A 17924-nucleotide genomic window follows, 5' to 3' on the forward strand; every position below is an offset into this window, starting at 1 on the left:
GTGTGCACGCTCGATGAGTTAGGCCCGTGCCGGCGCGTTGGTGAACCAGATGTTCTCTTCCCGCAGGCTGCGGCTGCGCCAGCCGTCGCCCGTTCGCACCAGCTCGTGGTGGTAGTAGCCGCCGCACGCGCTCATCTCCGGCATCTCCGGCAACTGCATCGGGTTGTAGAACATCGCCCGCACCGTGGCGGTATCCCCGTCGATCTGCGTGTCGATGTTGGTGATGTAGTGCATCGTCCACGGAATCGCGGAGAAACCTGAGGCCAGCCAGTCGGTGACCTCGTCGCGGCTGCCCGCGATGGCGCCCGCCGACGAGTAGTCGATCACCGCGTCCTCGGTGAACACCGACCGGTAGAGATCCCAGTCCTTGCCGTCGACGCCACGCGCGTAGCGGGTGAGCAGGGCCGAGATCTCCAGCTCGTCGGCGATGCGCTGGGCGTCCACTAGTCGGGCATCCCGATGGTCTTGGACTCGAAGTACTCCTTGAAGCCTTCCTCGCCGTTACGCCGGCCCAGTCCGCTCTGCTTGGTCCCACCGAACGGGCTGTTGATGCCGAAATGCGAGCGCGCGTTGATGGTGACATTGCCGGTACGCATACGGCGGGCGACCGCGAACGCCCGGTCGGTATCGGTGGACGACACTTCGCCGGACAGGCCGTAAATGGAGTTGTTGGCGATCGCGACGGCGTCGTCGTCGGTGTCATACGGGGTCACCGTGAGGACCGGGCCGAAGATCTCCTCCTGGGCGACCCGGGCGTCGGGGTCCACATCCGCGAGCAACGTGGGGGCGACGTAGTAGCCGGTGGGCAGGTTCTCCGGCACCCCGCCGCCGGTGACCAACCGCGCCCCGGAATCGATGCCGGAGGCGATGAGCCCGAGCACCTTCTCCCGCTGCGTGGCACTGATCTGCGGGCCCTGCATGATGCCCGGTGTCCACGGGTCGCCGACCGGGAAGTTCTCCATCGCGCCCTTGAGCATCTCGAGACCCTCCTCGTAGCGGCTGCGGGGGAGCAGAATGCGGCTGGGCAGGATGCAGGATTGCCCGCTCATCACGCAGGCCATCATCGCCGCGATCGGTAGCGCGGAGTTGAAGTCCGCATCGTCGAGCACGATGTGGGCGGACTTGCCGCCGAGCTCCAGCAGGGTCTTCTTGACCGTGGCGGCCCCGGCGGCGAGAATCGCGCGCCCGGTCGCGGTCGACCCGGTGAAGGTGATCATGTCGACCCGCGGATCCGCCGACAGTGCGGCGCCCACTTCGTTGGCATTGGAGACGACGACGTTGAACACCCCGGGCGGGATGTCCGTGTGCTCGGCGACGATACGGCCCAACTCGGTGCCCGACCACGGGGTGAGCTGGGCGGGCTTGAGCACCACGGTGTTGCCGGCCATCAACGCCGGGACGGTCTCGGCGATGTTGAGGTAGAACGGAACATTCCACGGGGTGATCGCACCGACCACACCGACCGGCTCATAGGCGATCTTGCGCCGCGCCGGGCCCAGCTGGGTCTCGTGCACCCCGGTGTCGACGATGTAGTCGAAGTTCTTGCCGTGCTCGGCCCAGTGCTTGACCTCGCCGATCGGATCCTCGATCTGCGAGCCGGTCACGGTGACCGGACAGCCCACCTCGGTCACCAACACGCGGCGCAGCCGCTCCTTCTCGGCATCCAGCGCGTTGTGCAGCTGCATCAGGCAGTGGTAGCGGAACTCCACGTCCCGGCTCCAGTCGCTTTCGTCGAAGGCGCGTCGCGCGGCGCCGACAGCTCGCTCGACGTCGGCCACCGTCCCATCGGTGGCCTGCCCGGCAACCTCTTCGGTGGCCGGATGGATCACGTCGAATTTCGCACCGCTGCCGCTGTATTGGAGTTCGCCGTCGATGAGCATCCGCTCATCACCGGCGAGCACGCCGCTGTCACTCTGCACCTGGGTCATGCCGACTAGCTTTACAAAAATTGCTTGCCGTGTCACCCCTTTGGCGGAAGTGTTGATCGATCGATCAACCGCGAGACTCCGCCTCACCGGGGCTGCGGCCGGTTCAGTCCGGCTGTCTGATACCCACGGCATGCCGCAGTTGCGCCAGGAATTGGTCGGCGTCGTCGCTGCGCACGATGTAGTGCGATACCGCGACCCGGATCGCGGTGGCTGCCTTGACCGGCGCATTGGAGCCGGACAGCAACTTCAGCAGACGGGCCCGCATGAGCGGGATGACGTGGGCCAACTGGGCGATCACCACTTCGGGCTCGATATCGACCAGGCGCACGCCCGAATACGACTGCTGGTATTCGACGATGAACCGCAAAGCGGCGTCGAGCTTTTCCGTCCCGCGCAGACCCTGCGTGGCACGGCCGATGCCGCTGTCGAACATCTCGCGTTCGTGGAGCCCGAAGGCGTCCAGCAATTCCTGCTTGTCGGCGAACCAGCGGTACAACGTCGGGCGCGAGACGCCCGCCTGCAGCGCGACCTCCGACAGGCTCAGCTTGGTCTGTCCGCTGCGGGCCAGCACCTCGGCCGTCGCCACCAGAATCCGATGACGGGTCGAGGTGTCTTCGACCGGCGCGTCCCGCTGGGCGGGCAGGGGTTCATTCATTCCAAGCCTCAATGATCGGGGGTTCCCCAAATGGTAGGGCCATCACAGCGACTTCTTCAGTAATGCCACAGTCTCGAGGTCGTCGAGCGCCGCTACTCCGCGCCGGGCGCCCTCCAGGGCGATGCCCTCGGTCTGCATACCGCCCATCCCCGCGGTGATCACCGGCGCGGCGTAGGCGTACAGCGCGCCCATCCGGTAGCGGTCCCATAGCTCGTCGCGGTCCAGCTCGGGGCCGCCGGCCGCCGCGAGGGCTCCTCGATACTCGTCGAGTAGGTCGCGCTCGGCGGCCTGCCGATCTGTCGTGGTCATGCTGGTGATGAGGGTGTACGCGAGCTCACGGCCCGGATGGCCGCGCCGCACCGCCTGCCAGTCCAGCAGGCCGGCCTGGTCGCCCCGGAAGTACAGATTCCCGGGGTGGGCGTCGCCGTGCATCACGGTGTGCGGCGGCTGATCGAGCAGCTGGGCGGCGGCGCGGTAGTTCTCGTCGATGAACCGCCCGTTGCCCACCGGGATGTCGGTGTTCTCGGCCAGCCGCCGGGTCGACAACTTGAGCAGCGATCCGGTCAGCATCGAGGTGTGGTCGCCGGACGCCGAGTACAGCCAGCCCAACGGGCCGGTTCCACTGCGTTGCGGCAGCCGGCCCCAGAAAGCGGCGTGCACGCGTGCCAGAAGTTCCACGGTGAGGCCCGCGCGATCCTTGTCCAATGGGTGCAGGGTGTCGGGAAACTCGCAGGACTGCACGGCCAGATCCTCCAGCACGAGCACGAACCGGCCGGTGAGCGGATCGAACGCCGAGCCGTAGGGCCGCGGCACCCCGGGCAGGCCGGCCGCGAGCTGCTCGTAGAACCGCACCTCGGTGTGTGCGAGCCGGCCGAGTTCGCCCATCAGGCGCGTCGCGGCGGTCTCGGCGGGCATCTTGACGAAGACCGATTCAGGGACGTCGTCGCCGGTGAGCGCCAACCTGGCCCGCGATGAGGTACCGGCGTCGCCGTCGATGACCGCGACTGCGCGCACCCGGCGTCCCATGAGCTGCGACAGGTATCCGGCGTCGAGGTCGGCGATTCGGCGGGGCATCGCGCGCATGCGCCCGACGGCTGCGTCGGTTGCGATACGTTGCACGCCATGGCCGAGATGCGCAGCCAAGCCGAGGGCGGGTGTGACGTGCGCTGTAAGCATCCGCCAAGTTTACAAATTTAGAGCGAATTGTAAATGTGTATCGGAAAGGGCGTCGATGGCAGGTCCGATGGAGGGGTTCAGGGTCGTCGAGTTGGGCGTCTGGGTAGCCGCCCCGGCGGCCGGGGGAATCCTCGCCGACTGGGGCGCCGACGTCATCAAGATCGAACCGCCCGCGGGCGATCCGGCGCGCACGTTCGGTCGGATGCTCGGCCTGGACACCGATGTCAATCCGCCCTTTGAGATGGACAACCGCTCCAAGCGCAGCATCGTCGTCGATCTGGCCACCGACGCGGGCCGCAATACCGCACTCGAATTGCTCCGCACCGCAGATGTTTTCGTGACAAACGTGCGGCCTGCCGCGTTGCACCGGTTGGGCCTGGACTTCCAGACCGTGGCCGAGCACAACCCAAAGCTGGTGTACGGACTGATCACCGGTTACGGCTTGGATGGCCCCGACGCCGACCGCGCGGCCTACGACGTGGCCGCGTTCTGGGCGCGCGCCGGACTGGCCGACCTGCTGACCCGGCCGGGAGAGACGCCGCCGTTTCAGCGCGGCGGCATGGGCGACCACTCCGCGGGAATGACGCTTGCCGCCGCGGTCTGCGCTGCGCTGCTGGCCCGAAATCGCACGGGCACGGGGCAATTGGTGAGCACCTCGCTCTACCGCCAGGGTGCCTACACCGTGAGCTTCGACCTCAACACGCTGCTGATGACGGGGCAGCAGGTGGCGATCGGTCAGCGCGAGACGATGGCCAACCCGTGCATGAACAACTACTCGGCCGGCGACGGCAAGCGCTTCTGGATCGTCGGGCTGCAGGGCGACCGGCATTGGCCCGCGCTGTGCCGGGTGGTAGAACGCACCGACTGGCTCGCCGATGACCGATTCGCCACGGCGCGTGACCGTTTCGGCAACGCCCGGGAGCTGATCGCCGAACTGGACGCGATCTTCGCCACCCGTCCACTGGCGCAATGGGCCGAGGTGTTCGCCGCGGAGCCCGACTTCTTCTGGTCGCCGATCAACACCCTGGACGACGTGGTGGCCGACGAGCAGTTTCACGCCGCCGGGGGCATCGTGTATGTGCCGGACGAGGATTCGAGCATGCCGATGGTCGCCAGCCCGGCCGACTTCTCGGCGACGCCTGCCACGCCACGCCGGGTGGCGCCGGCGCTCGGCGAACATACCGAGGAGATCCTCGACGAGCTGCGCGGCGTCAGGACCGCCGAGAATTGATCGTGGCCAGCAGGTCATCGAGTTGTTCGCGGGTGACCTGGCCACCTGAGAACCCGACCATCCGCTCGATCGGAATCGACTCGAGCATCCGCAACAAATCGGTGCCCAGCGCAGCATCACCCATGTCTGATGGGACGGCTTTGCCCAATGCCTCCATGGCCACCGGCGCCGCAACCGGGTCGGCCAGGATCTCGCCGAGCGTGGATTCGCCGGTGAACGGCGAGCTGGTCTCGTCGCCGGTCAGGGTAACGGTCGTGTGCAGGCGCAGATCCCGGCTCGAGGCGCCCACCGACACGGTGTAGTCACCGCCTTCCAATGCCCAGCGCCCGGCGCGGGTGTCCCAGTAGGCGAGATCGGTTCGGCTGACCGGGATTTCAATCGTGCGACGCTCCCCGGACTGTAGCGTCACGCCGGTGAATCCGACCAGCCACCGGGGTGGTCTGCTCAGCCGCGACCCGGGCAGCCCGGCATAGACCTGCACCACCTCCCGGCCGGCGCGCGGTCCCGCGTTGGTCACCACGAGGCGAACGGTCAGCCCGTCCGACCGATCGGCGAGCCCGAGCTCGGAGTAGTCGAATCGGGTGTAGGACAGGCCGTGGCCGAATGGGAAGGTCACCTCCAGGTCGCGGGCGTCAAACCCCCGGTAGCCGACGAAAATCCGCTCGCCGTAGATGCTGTGACCGTTCTCGGAGGGAAAGTTCAGATAGGCGGGGCTGTCCTCCAGGCGCACCGGCACGGTTTCGGCCAGCCGCCCCGACGGGTTGACCACGCCGAACAGCACGTCGGCGATGGCACCTCCACCGGCCTGCCCCAGCAGGGCGCCGTCGAGGATCGCCGGTGCCACATCCGCGACGGGTCCCAGCCGCACCACGCCACCGTGCGACAGGACGACGACGGTGCGTGGCTGGACCTCGACGACGGCGCGCAGCAGTTGCACCTGGTCAGCAGGCAACTCGATGTGCTCGCGGTCGTACCCCTCGGACTCCTCGCCTGCGGTCAGCCCGAGAAACACGACGGCCGTGTCGGCCACGGCCGCAGCAGCGACGGCGCTGGACGCATCGGGCGAATAGGTAACCTCGTAATCACCTGCGAGCGCACGGATCTCGTCGAGAGGGATGTCCACCTTGGTCGGGTTCACGTGCGAGCTACCGCCACCCTGATAGCGCGGTGTCTGTGCGAACGGCCCGATCACCGCCAGTCGTGACGGGCTCAACGGCAGCAGATCGCCTTCGTTTTTGAGCAGCACGATTGCGCATCCGGCTGCCTCGCGGGCCAACAGATGATGCGCATCGCCATCGAACGAACCAGCGCCGACGGCGTTTTCGCTGGCGCGGTCCGCCAGGCGGGCCACCCGTTCGGCTGCCCGCGTCACGGCCGCCTCGTCGAGCGTCCCGTCGGCCACCGCGGCCACCACCTCGGCGTCGGTCACGCCCCCGGTGGACGGCATCTCCAGATCCAGCCCCGCTGCCACTGCCGCGACCCGGTCGCGCACCGCGCCCCAGTCGCTGACCACCACACCGTCGAAGCCCCACTCGTCGCGCAGCACGGTGGTGAGCAGCCAGGCGTTCTCAGCGGCGTGGACGCCGTTGATGCGGTTGTACGAGCACATCACCGTCCACGGCGCTGCCTCGCGGACCACCCGTTCGAAAGCCCGCAGATAGATCTCGCGCATTGTCCGGGCATCGACATCGGCGCTTGCCCGCATGCGGTCGTGCTCAAAGTTGTTGACCGCGAAATGCTTCACCGAGGCGCCTACCCCGCGGCTCTGCAAACCGCGCACCCAGGCCGCACCGAGTACGCCGGAGAGCAACGGGTCCTCCGAGTAGTACTCGAAGTTTCGCCCGCACCGCGGATCGCGTTTGATGTTGATCCCCGGGCCGAGCAGCACGTGCACGTCCATTGACCGGCACTCGTCGCCCAGCGCCGCGCCGATCCGTTCCACCAGGTCCGGGTCCCAGGCCTGGCTGAGCCCGGCCGCTGGCGGAAAGCAGGTGGCAGGTTTGCTGTCGCCTATACCCAAATGGTCTGTGGCCGTGCCGGATTGCCGTCGGACGCCGTGCGGTCCGTCGGTGAGCACGAGCGCGGGCACCGCACCGACCGCCTTGGTGGTCCAGAAGCTGGCGCCGCTGCCCAGCGCTGCTCGTTCGGCCAGGTTGAGCGCGGCGATGTCGGTCGGTGAGTCGGTCACCCTTCCCGAGGGTAGCCGCGCGGGTCAGTCGCTGGCTTTGACCCGCGCCGCGTGGCGTAGTTGGGCCAGGAAGTCGTCCGCGTCGTCGCCACGCACCAGGTAGTGCGAGATTGCGACCCGCACCGCCGTCGCCGCCGCCAGAGAGGCATCCGGCCCCGAGGACAGCCGCTCCAACCGATCCCGCATGAGCGGGATGATCTGCGCCAATCGCTTGATCACATGCTCGGGCTCGATGTCGACCATGCGCAGCCCCGGATAGGACTGCTGATACGCGGCGATGATGCGCAGTGTCGCGTCAAGTCGTTGGGCGCCGGGCAGGCCGACGGAAGCCTCGGCAACCGCATGCTCGTAACACGAGCGTTCCCACACCACGAACGCGTCGAGCAGATCCTGCTTGGAGGCGAACCAGCGGTACAGCGTCGGGCGGGACACCCCGGCGTGCACCGCCACCTCGGACAGGCTGAGCTTCGTCATCCCATTGCTGCCGAGCACTTCGGCGGTTGCGGCCAGAATCCGCTCGCGCGTAGTGCTCTCGTCAGCGGTGGACGACACGTCAGGCATACCCACAGCTTTACAAACTATTGCCGAACTGTCACGCTAAAACCTGGCGCGTCAACGTCGCGCGCCCTGCAGGAGGGAACTACACGTGACAGTTGCCAGCTCACCGCAGGCACGCGAATACAGCCCGTTCGACATCACGTCGCACGACTTCTGGAGCCGGCCGTTCGCCGAACGTGACGAGACATTCGCACAATTGCGCGCCGCTGACGGCCTGAGCTGGCATCAGCCGCTGTCGACCATGTTCGACGTCGAAGAGCCCGGCTTCTGGGCGCTGACCCGCCGCGCGGACATCCAGTTCGTCAGCCAGCACCCTGAGTTGTTCACCTCGACCCAGGGCGTTGCGTTGGATCCGATGCCGGCCGACGTACAGAAGTTCGCGACGTTCTTCCTGATGATGGATCCGCCCGAGCACACCACCTACCGACGCTTGATCAGTTCGGCATTCACTCCGCGCAATGTGCGCCGGATCGAGGAACAGATCCACGCCAACGCGGTCGCCGTCGTTGACGACCTCATCGGTGCCGGGGACGTCGACTTCGTCGCGGCTTGCTCGGCGCAGCTACCGATGATGACAATCTCAGACATGCTGGGCGTGCCCAAAGCCGATCAGCCCGCCCTGGCCAAGGCCGCCGAAAAGTTGTTTTCCATGAGCGACGACGAGTACTCGAACCTCGAAGAACGCGCCATGGCCACCATCAACGAGATCATGCTGATCTCCAGCACCGGTGTGGAGTTGGCGAAGTTCCGGCGCGCCAATCCTGGTGACGACCTGATGACCAGCATCGTCAACGCCGAGGTCGACGGGCAGAAGCTGACCGACGAGGAGATCGGGGCGTTCCTGATCCTGCTCGCCTCGGCCGGTAACGACACCACCAAACAGACCACTACCCACGCGATGATGGCGTTGGTGGCCAACCCGGACCAAAGGGATTGGCTGCTGGAGGACTTCGACAACCGGATCGGTCTGGCCACCGAGGAATTCGTGCGCTGGGCCACCCCGGTGATCCAGTTCGCGCGGCACGCCACCCAGGATGTCGAGGTCGGCGGTCAGCTGATCAGCGCGGGCGACAAGGTGGGCCTGTTCTACTGTTCGGCCAACCGGGACGAGTCTGTGTTCACCGACCCGCAGCGGTTCGACCTGAGCCGTTCGCCCAACCCGCAGGTCGGGTTCGGCGGTGGTGGTCCGCACTTCTGCCTGGGCAGCCAGTTGGCCAAGACCGAGTTGCGACACTTGTTCCGGGAGTTGCTGACTCGACTGAAGACCATCGAGTTCGGTGATCCGGAGCTGCTGTACAGCAGCTTTGTGCACGGCATCAAGCGCGTTCCGGCGCATATCCGGTAGCGCCTCACCCTTTCACCGCGGAACAGCATTCCCGGTCGCTAAAGCCGCGTGGTAGCGACCGGGAATGCTGTTCCGCTGGGTTCAACGGGGCGGGCGCGGGCGCACCAGCACCGACTGCTGGATGGCGCCCACCGCACCGGACTGGTCGAACAGCGTTCCCACCGTGGTGCCGATACCGTCCGGACCGTAATTGGTGTCGGCCCGGATGCCGATCCACTCGCCGTCGGGCAGGCGGTGGATGTGCACGACCAGATCGGTGTTGAGAAACGTCCACTTGCGGATGTCGATCTTCGAGCCGATGCCGTTCGCGTCGTCGGCGACGGCGAACAACCGCTGCAAGGGCGTCATCGCCTCACCTTTGACCAGATCGACGGTCGGCTTGAGCCACGACTCACCCGGCCCGGGCGCCTGTGGCACGGTCAGCCACCGCCAATCCAGGCTGTGCACGTAGTTGGGTTCCCAATCCTTGGCCATATCGCGGCTGCGGGCCTGTTCCAGGGGCGGTAACGGCGCGGCCGCGGCATGTTGGAGCTGCGTGGTGTCCAGAGTCAACATGCGCCAGCCACTCGCGCGGGCGACGGTGCGCGGCGAGCCGTCCGGTCCGGTCGCCAACATCTCGGCGCTGAGCAACTCGATCTGCTTGCCGGGCCGATCCAGCTTGGTGCGCACCCACAGGTCACCTTCGGACGGCACTCCGCCCATCAGGTCGATCGCGACGCGGGCCAGCCGGGTGTCGGCGCGGTGCTCGCAGCGTTCCAGGGCGCGCACCAGCAGCGACGAGACGGGAGCCGCGTGCTGGATGGCGGCCGACCAGGTGCCGCGCACCATGTCGGTGGCCGCAAATTTTTCGCCGAGTGGATCGGCTTCGTCGGTCAGCTCGTAATAGGAATCGGACATGTCAGTGGAGATGTTCGTGTTCGCCCGGCGCGGGTACGTCGACCAGCACGGCCTCGACCCGGGACAACTTGGTGCCGACCAGGCGTTCCGGATAGGCATCGGTGGTGGTGACCAGAAACAAGGTGCGGCCTTCGGGCCCGCCCAGTGCGCAGGCGATTGCGGTGCGCCCCCCGGTGTCGATGCGAGCGGTCACGGCCCCACCCTGGACGATCCGCTCGAATTCATGAGCCAGTGTCATGGCCGCCCAGACACCGCCCTCGGCGTCGATCGCGATGCCGTCGGGTGGGCCGTCGAGACCCTCGGCGAATGTCCGGCGGTCGGTCAGCCCACCCTCGCCGTCGATGGTGAACGCGGTCAACCGCCGTCCGGTCGATTCCGCGACGATCAGCGTGGCGCCGTCGGGGCTGATCGCCATACCGTTGGGGAAGTCGAGGCCCTCGGCCACGACACGCGCCGTGTCGTCCGGGTCGACGCGCACGATCACGCCGCTTGTCCGGGCCTGAGATCCGACGTAGGCCCGGCCCTGCCCGTCGATCACCATGTCGCCAAGCGCGGCCGGGACCAGTCCGCTCAGGTCGGCCAGCAGCTCGACCGTGTCACCGTCGTATCGCAGCACCTGGCGACGCTCGGTGGACACGATCAGCAGGCTGCCGTCGGGCCGAAAACCCAAGCCGGACGGGGCATGTCCGGGTAGCGGCAAAGTTGTCATGGCACCGGCAAGGTTGACCGTGTGCACGGCCTCGCCCAGCATGTCGGAGAACCACAGCAGCCCCTCGAACCAGCGCGGGCCCTCCCCGAAACAGAATCCGTTGGCCAGTTCGATTGTTCGCACCAGTTCGGCTCCGACCGTCACGAGAACACACCTTTACAAAACACGCCTCAAGTGTCACGCTCGCAGGGTGCCACTGTCAACCACCGGAGCGTTGTGATGAAGAAGTTCTACGGCCACACGCTGCTGTATCTACACGAGACGATCGACCTCGGGTCGGGCCGGACCGACCAATTCACCACCGTGTTCAACGACGTCTACCAGCCGATGATGACCGACCTCGGTGCCCGGTTGTTCGCGATCTGGGAGACCACGCCCTACAACGGCCACTGGCCGCAGGTGACGATCGTGTGGGAGATCGACGCTTTCGCAGACTATGCGCGCATCGGTAAGGCGCAGGCCGCCGGCGGCAGCCACGAGAAGCCCGCGCTGCAGTGGGCGACGTACCTGTCGGAGATCGGCGCCCGTGGCGAGGGTCGGATCATGTACGCAGGCAAGTACAACAAGACCCTGGCGCAGCTCAAAGAGGCCAACTTCGGCGCAGGTCTGGTCATCCAGGAAATCATGCAAACCAAACCCGGCCGTCAGGACGATTACATCCGGGAACTCGAACGGCTGTACGTGCCGTGGTCGGAGCGCACCGGCAAACGCTGGCTGGGATCGTTCATCACCACGTTCCGGTTCAACGAGGTGATCCACTACTGGGCACTCGACGATGACTGGGATGTCTTCGAAAACCACTATCCATCCTGGAAGGACAGCCCGCCGGCCGAGATCGTCACCTGGATGAGCGTGGCTCCCGCACTGCGCGACGGCTGGGAGGATTCCATCCTGGCCGCCCTGCCCCCGTCACCACTACGGTGACCGAGTCGACGAAAAGCTCTGTGATGGACGACTTTTCATACGACCCGTTCGATCCGGACGTGATGGCCAACCCGCTGCCGTACTACCGGACCCTGCGCGACGAGTATCCGGTGTATTACATCGACAAGTGGGACACCTACGCGCTGTCCCGATTCGACGACATCTGGGACGTGCTCGGCAGTACCGACGGCACCTTCGTCGCATCCGAGGGAACGCTGCCCGCCGCGAACGTGCTGGCTGAGCACAACGACGGCCCGGTGCCCGATCCGCCACTGCATCCCATGCCTTTTCACGCCAACTTCGATTCGCCGATCTACGAGAACGTCCGCCGGCGTACCTCCGCGCAGTTCCGGCCGCGCTCGGCGGCCAAGCTGGCGGACCGGATCCGCACCCTGGCCAACGAGCGACTCGACGAGCTGCTGCCGCGTGGCCGGTTCGACCTGACGCAGGATTATGGTGGCATCGTCGCAGCGGCGATGGTCTGCGAATTCGTTGGGTTGCCAGTCGATCTCGCGCCTGACGTGCTGGCCACCGTGAACGCCGGCAGCCTCGCCCAACCGGGCGAGGGCGTCGAGGTCGGCAACGCCCGCCCCGGCTATCTGACCTATCTCACTCCGATCATCGAGCGTCGGCGCGCCGAAGGGCCCGACGGTAGCGTGCCGATCGCCGACAGCCTGATCGATTTCCGGCTGCCCGACGGTTCGGCGCTCAGCGATATGGAGGCCGCCGTTCAGATGCTCGGTGTATTCATCGGTGGAACCGAGACGGTGCCGAAAATCACCGCGACCGGCCTGTGGCAGCTGCTCCGGCATCCCGACCAGTTGGCAGCGGTACGTTCCGATGTCGACGTGAACGTGCCCGTCGCCCGCGAGGAGATCATCCGGCACAGCGCACCCGCGCAGTGGTTCGCCCGAACGGTGCGGCGGCCCTTCACCATTCACGGCACCACCATCGAACCCGGCCAACGCATCATCACGCTGCTGGCTTCCGCCGCCCGGGACGAGCGGGAGTACGACAACCCCGACATGTTCATCTGGAACCGGCGGATCGAACGCCTGTTGTCGTTCGGCCGCGGGCAACACTTCTGCCTCGGTGTGCACGTGGCCCGCCTGGAGATCACGATCATGATCCAGGAATGGCTCAAACGGGTGCCGCACTATCACATCGACGACGCCGCCGCCTCGCGACCGCCGTCCAGCTTCCAGTGGGGCTGGAACAACATCCCCGTGGAGGTGTGAGGTGTGGTCGTATCGACTTGTTGCGCCGTACACGTTCGAACGCAACGACTTACCGGAACCCTCACCCGAGTCCCTGACCGACGGGCAGGTGCTGCTGAGCTTCCTGGCGGCCGGGGTATGCGGTAGCGACCTGCCCGGATTCCGCGGGACCCAAGGGAAGTTGCCCGGCGACACCGGACATTGCGCGGCAGAGATGCACGGGTTCCCGATCCACGAGATCGCCGGCGAGGTGCTTGCCAGCCGTCACCCCGACCACCAGCCGGGTGACCGGGTGGTGGGCTGGGCCTCGGGATTCGACGGTTTGATGGAACAGGTCGTTGCCGACGGCAACGGGCTGGTTCCCTACGATCCGGCACTGGCGCCGGAGTTGGCTGTGGGGCTCCAACCGCTGGCCTGTGTGCTCTACGCGATGGAACAATTGCCAGACCTGTCCGGCGCTCACGTCGCAGTGCTCGGCCAGGGCTCGATCGGACTCCTGTTCTCCTATGCCGCAAAGGCATTGGGCGCATCCCGCGTCACCGGAGTAGATCCGGTGGACCGGTCGCAGATCGCAGCAAGGTTTGGTGTCGACATCGCGGTCCGGGCGACGAGCGATCGTTGGGTAACCCACCTGGGGGAGACCGACCGACCGAACGTGGTGATCGAGGCGATCGGCCATCAGGTCGCCACGCTCAACCACGCCCTGGCGGCGGCGGCGTTCGGCGGCACCGTCTTCTACTTCGGTGTCCCCGACGACGACAGCTACCCGATCAGCATGCGCACCATGCTGCGCAACAACCTGACCCTGAAATCCGGTGTGACGCTGGACCGTCGGCGCGTGCTGGGGCGTGCCGACGACTTCGCGCGCGAGCATCCCGATCTGTTGGGAAACTACGTCACGCACACCTTCGGCACCGGTGAGGTGCAGGCGGCGTTCGAGTTGGCCTGCCGGCCCGTGCCGGACCGGGTCAAGATCGCGATCGCCGGATGAGCACCAGCAGACTGCAGGAGGCGCTCGCAGCCAACGAGAAGATCTGGGGCGGTTGGGTGGTCGGCCCCACGATCATCGGGCCAGAAGAGTTCGCCCAGGCCGGGTACCACTATGTCGGATTCGACGTCCAGCACGGGTTTCTCGACGACGCCGACGTCGCATTGCTGTTGCGCCGCCTGGAACACGTACCGATCGCCACCGCGGTTCGCCTGCCCACAGCCGATCCCGCGCCGATCGGCCGGGTGCTCGACGCCGGTGCCGACGCGGTCATCATCGCCATGGTGGAAACCTCCGAGCAGGCGGCCGCGGCAGTGGCCGCCACTCGGTACGCCCCGGCCGGCGTCCGCAGCTTCGGGCCACTGCGGGGCAGCCTGGGCCACGACACCGCCGCGCTCGAAGACCGGGCCAGCGTGTTCGCGATGATCGAGACGGCACAGGGTCTTTCGGTAGTCGACGAGATCTGCGCGGTACCCGGCCTGACCGGGGTATACGTCGGACCGGCCGACCTGTCCATCTCGATGGGCTACCAACCCGGTGAGGCCTGCACGCATCCCGATGTCCTCGCCGCCATGACCACCATCCAGGCGGCCGCCGCCTCGGTCGGGCTGGTCAGCGGCATTCACGCCGGTGCGGGAAAGCTCGGAAAAGTATTGGCCGGGTTGGGGTTCCGGATGATCACCCTGGCTTCGGAATCCCAGGCGCTGCGCCGGGGCGCGGCCGAACATCTCACCGAGGCTGCCGGCCATACCCATGACGAATCACAAGGGGGATATCAGTGACCGTAACCGACCGCGTGGCGCTTGTGACCGGCGCGGCGCGCGGACAGGGCGCGGCGATCGTCAAGAAGTTGGTCACCGATGGATTCCGGGTTGCCGCCGCCGATCTGCTCGCCGACGAATTGCATTCCAGCACTGCGCAGCTGGGTGAGCGCGTGCTCCCGGTTTGCCTCGACGTCACCTCGGCCGAGCAGTGGCAGGTCGCCGTCGACACGACGGTGCAGCGGTTCGGATCGCTGTCCACCCTGGTCAACAACGCCGGTGTGCTGCACCGGGCGCCGCTGGCCGACGAGACACCTGACGGATTCGAAGGCAGTTGGCGGGTCAACTGTCTGGGCCCCTTCCTGGGAATCCGCGCCGCACTGGAGCACCTGCGCCGAGCAGAGGGCGCCGCCGTCGTCAACACCTGCAGCACCGGCGCGATCCGGCCGTTTCCCAACCACGCGGCGTACAGCTCGTCGAAATGGGCGCTGCGCGGGCTCACCCAGGTCGCCGCTGCCGAACTCGGCCCGGCGGGGATTCGGGTCAACGCGGTGTTTCCCGGCCCCGTCGAGACACCGATGCTCGACGAGACCACGCAGAGCCGGCTGGCAGCCAGAGCGGTGGCCGGCCGGTTGGGAAAGCCGGCCGAGATCGCCGACGCCGTCGCGTTTCTGGTGTCCGACCACGCATCGTTCATCACCGGCTCCGAGCTCCTCGTCGACGGTGGGCAATGTCTGCAGATCGGTTGAGCATGCCCAAGTCGCTCTCGGTTGGCATCATCGGGGCCGGTCCCGGCGGTCTGGCACTGGGAATCTTCCTGAAGAAGGCCGGCTTTCGAGATTTCACCATCTTCGATCGGGAGGACGGGGTGGGCGGCACGTGGCGGATCAACACCTATCCGGGGTTGGCCTGCGATGTGAAGTCACACCTGTACTCGTACTCGTTCGATCTCAACGCCGACTGGTCGCGGCTGTGGTCCGGGCAGCCGGAAATCCTGGCGTATTTCGAACGCTGCGCGCAGCGGCACCAGCTGGCACCGCATCTGAGGCTGCACACCGAGATCACCGCGGCGCGCTGGGAGCCCGACTCCGAGCACTGGCTGCTGACCACCGGAGCCGGTGACGAGCACCGGTTCGACATCGTGGTGTCAGCGGTGGGATTGTTCACGCAACCGGTGCAGCCCGATCTTGTTGAGGAGGAACCGTTCTCCGGGACGGTGATGCACTCGGCACGCTGGGACCACTCAGTGGCACTCGAAGGCCGTCGGGTCGCGGTGCTCGGAACGGGTTCGACCGCTTCGCAGGTGGTGCCCGAGTTGGCGAAGGTCGCCGACAAGGTGTATTCGGTGCAGCGGTCGCCGACGTGGATCCTGCCGAAGCCGGACCGGCCGTACACCGAACGGGAACGTTGGCTGTTCGCGCATGTCCCGCTGGCCAAGAAGATCTACCGGACGCGGCTGTGGTTACGCAGCGAATCGAACATCTCCGTCATCGAGAACGGCAGCGACAAGACCCAGGAATTCAAGGGCATCGCGCTCAAGATGCTGGAATCGGCCGTCGCCGACGATGCGTTACGGACGACGCTCACCCCGGACCATCCGCTTGGCTGCAAGCGCCTGGTGTTCTCCTCGGATTTCATCCCGACCCTGACGCGACCCAACGTTGAAGTGGTCTCCAGCCCCGCCCGGGTTTTGCGGGCCCGCTCATTGGTCACCGAAGACGGTCGGGAACTCGACGTGGACGTCGTGGTCTGCGCGACCGGGTATGCCGCTGCCGATTATCTGGGCCAGATCGATGTGGTCGGTGAGGGCGGGACGACGTTGCACGACACCTGGCGCGACGGCGCCTACGCCTATCTCGGGATGGCGGTGCCGGGCTTCCCGAATTTCTTCATGTTGTACGGGCCGAACACCAACGTCGGCTCCAACAGCGTCATCTTCATTCTGGAGGCCCAGGCCCGGTATGTGGTGCGGGCGCTGAAGTATCTGCGGCGCAGGCGAAGAACGTATGTGGCAGTGCGGCCGGATGCGATGGCGCGGTTCATCGCCGACATCGACAAATGGATGCAGGGCACGGTGTGGTTGACCCGGTGCAGCAGCTACTTCCGGTCGCCGAGCGGTCGAGTGGTCACCCAGTGGCCGCGTAGTGCCCGGGCATTCTGGTCGATGACGCGCCGTTTCCGCGCCGCGGACTACACGTTCGAACCGCCGACAGAACGGCTGGTGCCTGCCGCGCACACAAGGGCGGCCGATGACGGCTAGCCGCGGGCACTGGCGGGACCGGCTGGACCCCGCGCTGCGGCCGTTCGCCGAGGCTCGTACCGATCTGTCGGTCGAGGTCCTCGGCGTGGTGCGCACGTCGATTGATCAGCGGCGCCGGGAGAGAGCTCAGATGCTGGACACCCCCGGCGTCGAGGTGGCGGGTGCCCGCGTGACGCTCGGGCGGCGGACCATTCCGGTGCGCATCTACCGCGGCGGCCCTTCGCCGGCACCGGCCGTCGTCTACTGCCACTCCGGTGCCTTCGTGCTGGGCAATCTCGACATCGACCAGATCCAGTGTGTGGAGCTGGCCAGGCGTGCCCGGTGCACGGTGATCTCGGTGGACTACCGGTTGGCCCCGGAATACCCGTACCCGGCCGGGCTCGATGATGCGATGACGGTGCTCAACTGGGTGGCCGCGGCCGCCGGCGAACTCGACGTCGACGCCGCCCGGGTCGCGGTCGCGGGCAGCAGCGCCGGTGGCGCGCTGGCCGCCTTGCTGGCCCAGCGGGCGGCCGCCGGTTCCGCGCCGCCGATCGTGTTTCAGCTGCTGCACCAACCGGTGCTCGACGACCGGCCGACCGGTTCGAAGGCCGAGTTCACCGATACGCCCGGATTTGACGGGCCGGCGACCGTGGCGATGTGGCGGCACTATGTGCAGGCCCGCGACGTCCCCGCGCGTGCAGGGGGAGTCGGTCCCGTGCCGGCCCTGGTCTCGGAAATGGTCGGGCTCGCACCGGCTTTCATCACCTGCTCCGAGTTGGATCCGCTGCGCGACGAAGCGCTTGAATACGCGCGTCGGTTGATGGCGGCCGGTGTCGCCACCGAGCTGCACGTCTTTCCCGGCACCTGTCACGGGTTCGATTCGCTGCTTCCCGAGTGGGAGATCAGCCAACAGTTGTTCGCCCTGCAAGGCTCGGCGCTTCGACGTGCGTTGCACTGAGGAGGCCGTAGCTGGCACCCTCGGCGGAGCACAGGTTCACCGATATAGGCGATAATGCTTGTCCACCTCACAAAATCTCGCGCGGACAATCGGTAAGACCGGTGCGACGATGACTGAGAGGTCCAGGTGTGACGGGGACATCTGAGG

17 protein-coding genes are annotated in these 17924 nt (G+C 66.8%); 9 read left to right on the forward strand and 8 right to left on the reverse strand.

Translation table 11 applies throughout. From position 1 onward, the window contains the following. Window positions 1–18 precede the first annotated feature (18 nt). From ABQF30_RS07160 to ABQF30_RS07175, 4 genes are all read right to left on the reverse strand, one after another. The gene (locus ABQF30_RS07160) at window positions 19–444 is read right to left on the reverse strand and encodes a nuclear transport factor 2 family protein (RefSeq protein ID WP_448462088.1); all 426 of its coding nucleotides are present in this window, start codon (window positions 442–444) and stop codon (window positions 19–21) included. Then, window positions 444–1928, reverse strand: a complete 1485-nt coding sequence (locus ABQF30_RS07165; RefSeq protein WP_448462089.1) for an aldehyde dehydrogenase family protein — start codon at window positions 1926–1928, stop codon at window positions 444–446. The genes ABQF30_RS07160 and ABQF30_RS07165 overlap by 1 nt, the downstream gene beginning before the upstream one ends. A gap of 103 nt (window positions 1929–2031) precedes the next feature. After that, a complete protein-coding gene (locus tag ABQF30_RS07170) occupies window positions 2032–2583 on the reverse strand; it encodes a TetR/AcrR family transcriptional regulator (RefSeq protein WP_448462090.1) in 552 nt (183 codons plus the stop codon). Between the two features lie 42 nt (window positions 2584–2625). Further along, window positions 2626–3759: a phosphotransferase gene (locus ABQF30_RS07175; RefSeq protein WP_448462091.1), complete on the reverse strand. Its 1134-nt coding sequence runs from the start codon at window positions 3757–3759 to the stop codon at window positions 2626–2628. 55 nt (window positions 3760–3814) lie between these two features. On the opposite strand from ABQF30_RS07175, the gene ABQF30_RS07180 reads away from it, so the two are divergent. Further along, window positions 3815–4990, forward strand: a complete 1176-nt coding sequence (locus ABQF30_RS07180; protein ID WP_448462092.1) for a CaiB/BaiF CoA transferase family protein — start codon at window positions 3815–3817, stop codon at window positions 4988–4990. On the opposite strand, the gene ABQF30_RS07185 is transcribed toward ABQF30_RS07180, so the two are convergent. Together ABQF30_RS07185 and ABQF30_RS07190 are read right to left on the reverse strand one after the other, a co-directional pair. Beyond that, entirely contained in the window at window positions 4971–7178 is a 2208-nt protein-coding gene (locus ABQF30_RS07185; RefSeq protein WP_448462093.1) for a glycoside hydrolase family 3 C-terminal domain-containing protein, read from the reverse strand. The two genes, ABQF30_RS07180 and ABQF30_RS07185, sit on opposite strands and share 20 nt — an antisense overlap. Before the next feature lie 24 nt (window positions 7179–7202). After that, window positions 7203–7739, reverse strand: a complete 537-nt coding sequence (locus ABQF30_RS07190) for a TetR/AcrR family transcriptional regulator (protein WP_448462094.1) — start codon at window positions 7737–7739, stop codon at window positions 7203–7205. 85 nt (window positions 7740–7824) lie between these two features. Between ABQF30_RS07190 and ABQF30_RS07195 the strand changes: the two genes are divergently transcribed. Next, window positions 7825–9081, forward strand: a complete 1257-nt coding sequence (locus ABQF30_RS07195) for a cytochrome P450 (protein WP_448462095.1) — start codon at window positions 7825–7827, stop codon at window positions 9079–9081. Between the two features lie 81 nt (window positions 9082–9162). Here the strand turns inward: ABQF30_RS07195 and ABQF30_RS07200 are convergent, their stop codons facing one another. Then, entirely contained in the window at window positions 9163–9978 is an 816-nt protein-coding gene (locus ABQF30_RS07200; RefSeq protein ID WP_448462096.1) for a thioesterase family protein, read from the reverse strand. Window position 9979: 1 nt separating this feature from the next. After that, window positions 9980–10831 carry an SMP-30/gluconolactonase/LRE family protein gene (locus ABQF30_RS07205; protein ID WP_448462097.1) on the reverse strand — a complete coding sequence of 284 codons (852 nt, stop codon included), beginning with the start codon at window positions 10829–10831 and terminating at the stop codon, window positions 9980–9982. 75 nt (window positions 10832–10906) lie between these two features. On the opposite strand from ABQF30_RS07205, the gene ABQF30_RS07210 reads away from it, so the two are divergent. The 7 genes from ABQF30_RS07210 to ABQF30_RS07240 are packed head-to-tail and all read left to right on the forward strand — an operon-like array spanning window position 10907 to window position 17777. After that, window positions 10907–11611 carry an NIPSNAP family protein gene (locus ABQF30_RS07210; RefSeq protein WP_448462098.1) on the forward strand — a complete coding sequence of 235 codons (705 nt, stop codon included), beginning with the start codon at window positions 10907–10909 and terminating at the stop codon, window positions 11609–11611. A 23-nt stretch (window positions 11612–11634) separates the two neighbouring features. Then, a complete protein-coding gene (locus tag ABQF30_RS07215) occupies window positions 11635–12849 on the forward strand; it encodes a cytochrome P450 (protein ID WP_448462099.1) in 1215 nt (404 codons plus the stop codon). A gap of 1 nt (window position 12850) precedes the next feature. Next, window positions 12851–13819, forward strand: a complete 969-nt coding sequence (locus ABQF30_RS07220; protein WP_448462100.1) for a zinc-binding dehydrogenase — start codon at window positions 12851–12853, stop codon at window positions 13817–13819. Continuing rightward, on the forward strand, window positions 13816–14598 hold the full coding sequence (locus ABQF30_RS07225; protein WP_448462101.1) for an HpcH/HpaI aldolase family protein: 783 nt from the start codon (window positions 13816–13818) through the stop codon (window positions 14596–14598). Before ABQF30_RS07220 ends, ABQF30_RS07225 begins: the two co-directional genes overlap by 4 nt. Further along, window positions 14595–15326, forward strand: coding sequence for an SDR family NAD(P)-dependent oxidoreductase (locus tag ABQF30_RS07230; RefSeq protein WP_448462102.1), 732 nt, complete (start codon window positions 14595–14597; stop codon window positions 15324–15326). Before ABQF30_RS07225 ends, ABQF30_RS07230 begins: the two co-directional genes overlap by 4 nt. Next, complete coding sequence (locus tag ABQF30_RS07235) at window positions 15308–16837, forward strand: flavin-containing monooxygenase (RefSeq protein WP_448462103.1); 1530 nt, start codon at window positions 15308–15310, stop codon at window positions 16835–16837. Before ABQF30_RS07230 ends, ABQF30_RS07235 begins: the two co-directional genes overlap by 19 nt. Continuing rightward, entirely contained in the window at window positions 16827–17777 is a 951-nt protein-coding gene (locus ABQF30_RS07240) for an alpha/beta hydrolase (protein WP_448462104.1), read from the forward strand. The genes ABQF30_RS07235 and ABQF30_RS07240 overlap by 11 nt, the downstream gene beginning before the upstream one ends. Window positions 17778–17924: the final 147 nt, after the last annotated feature.

The organism is Mycolicibacterium sp. XJ870 (assembly GCF_053483975.1).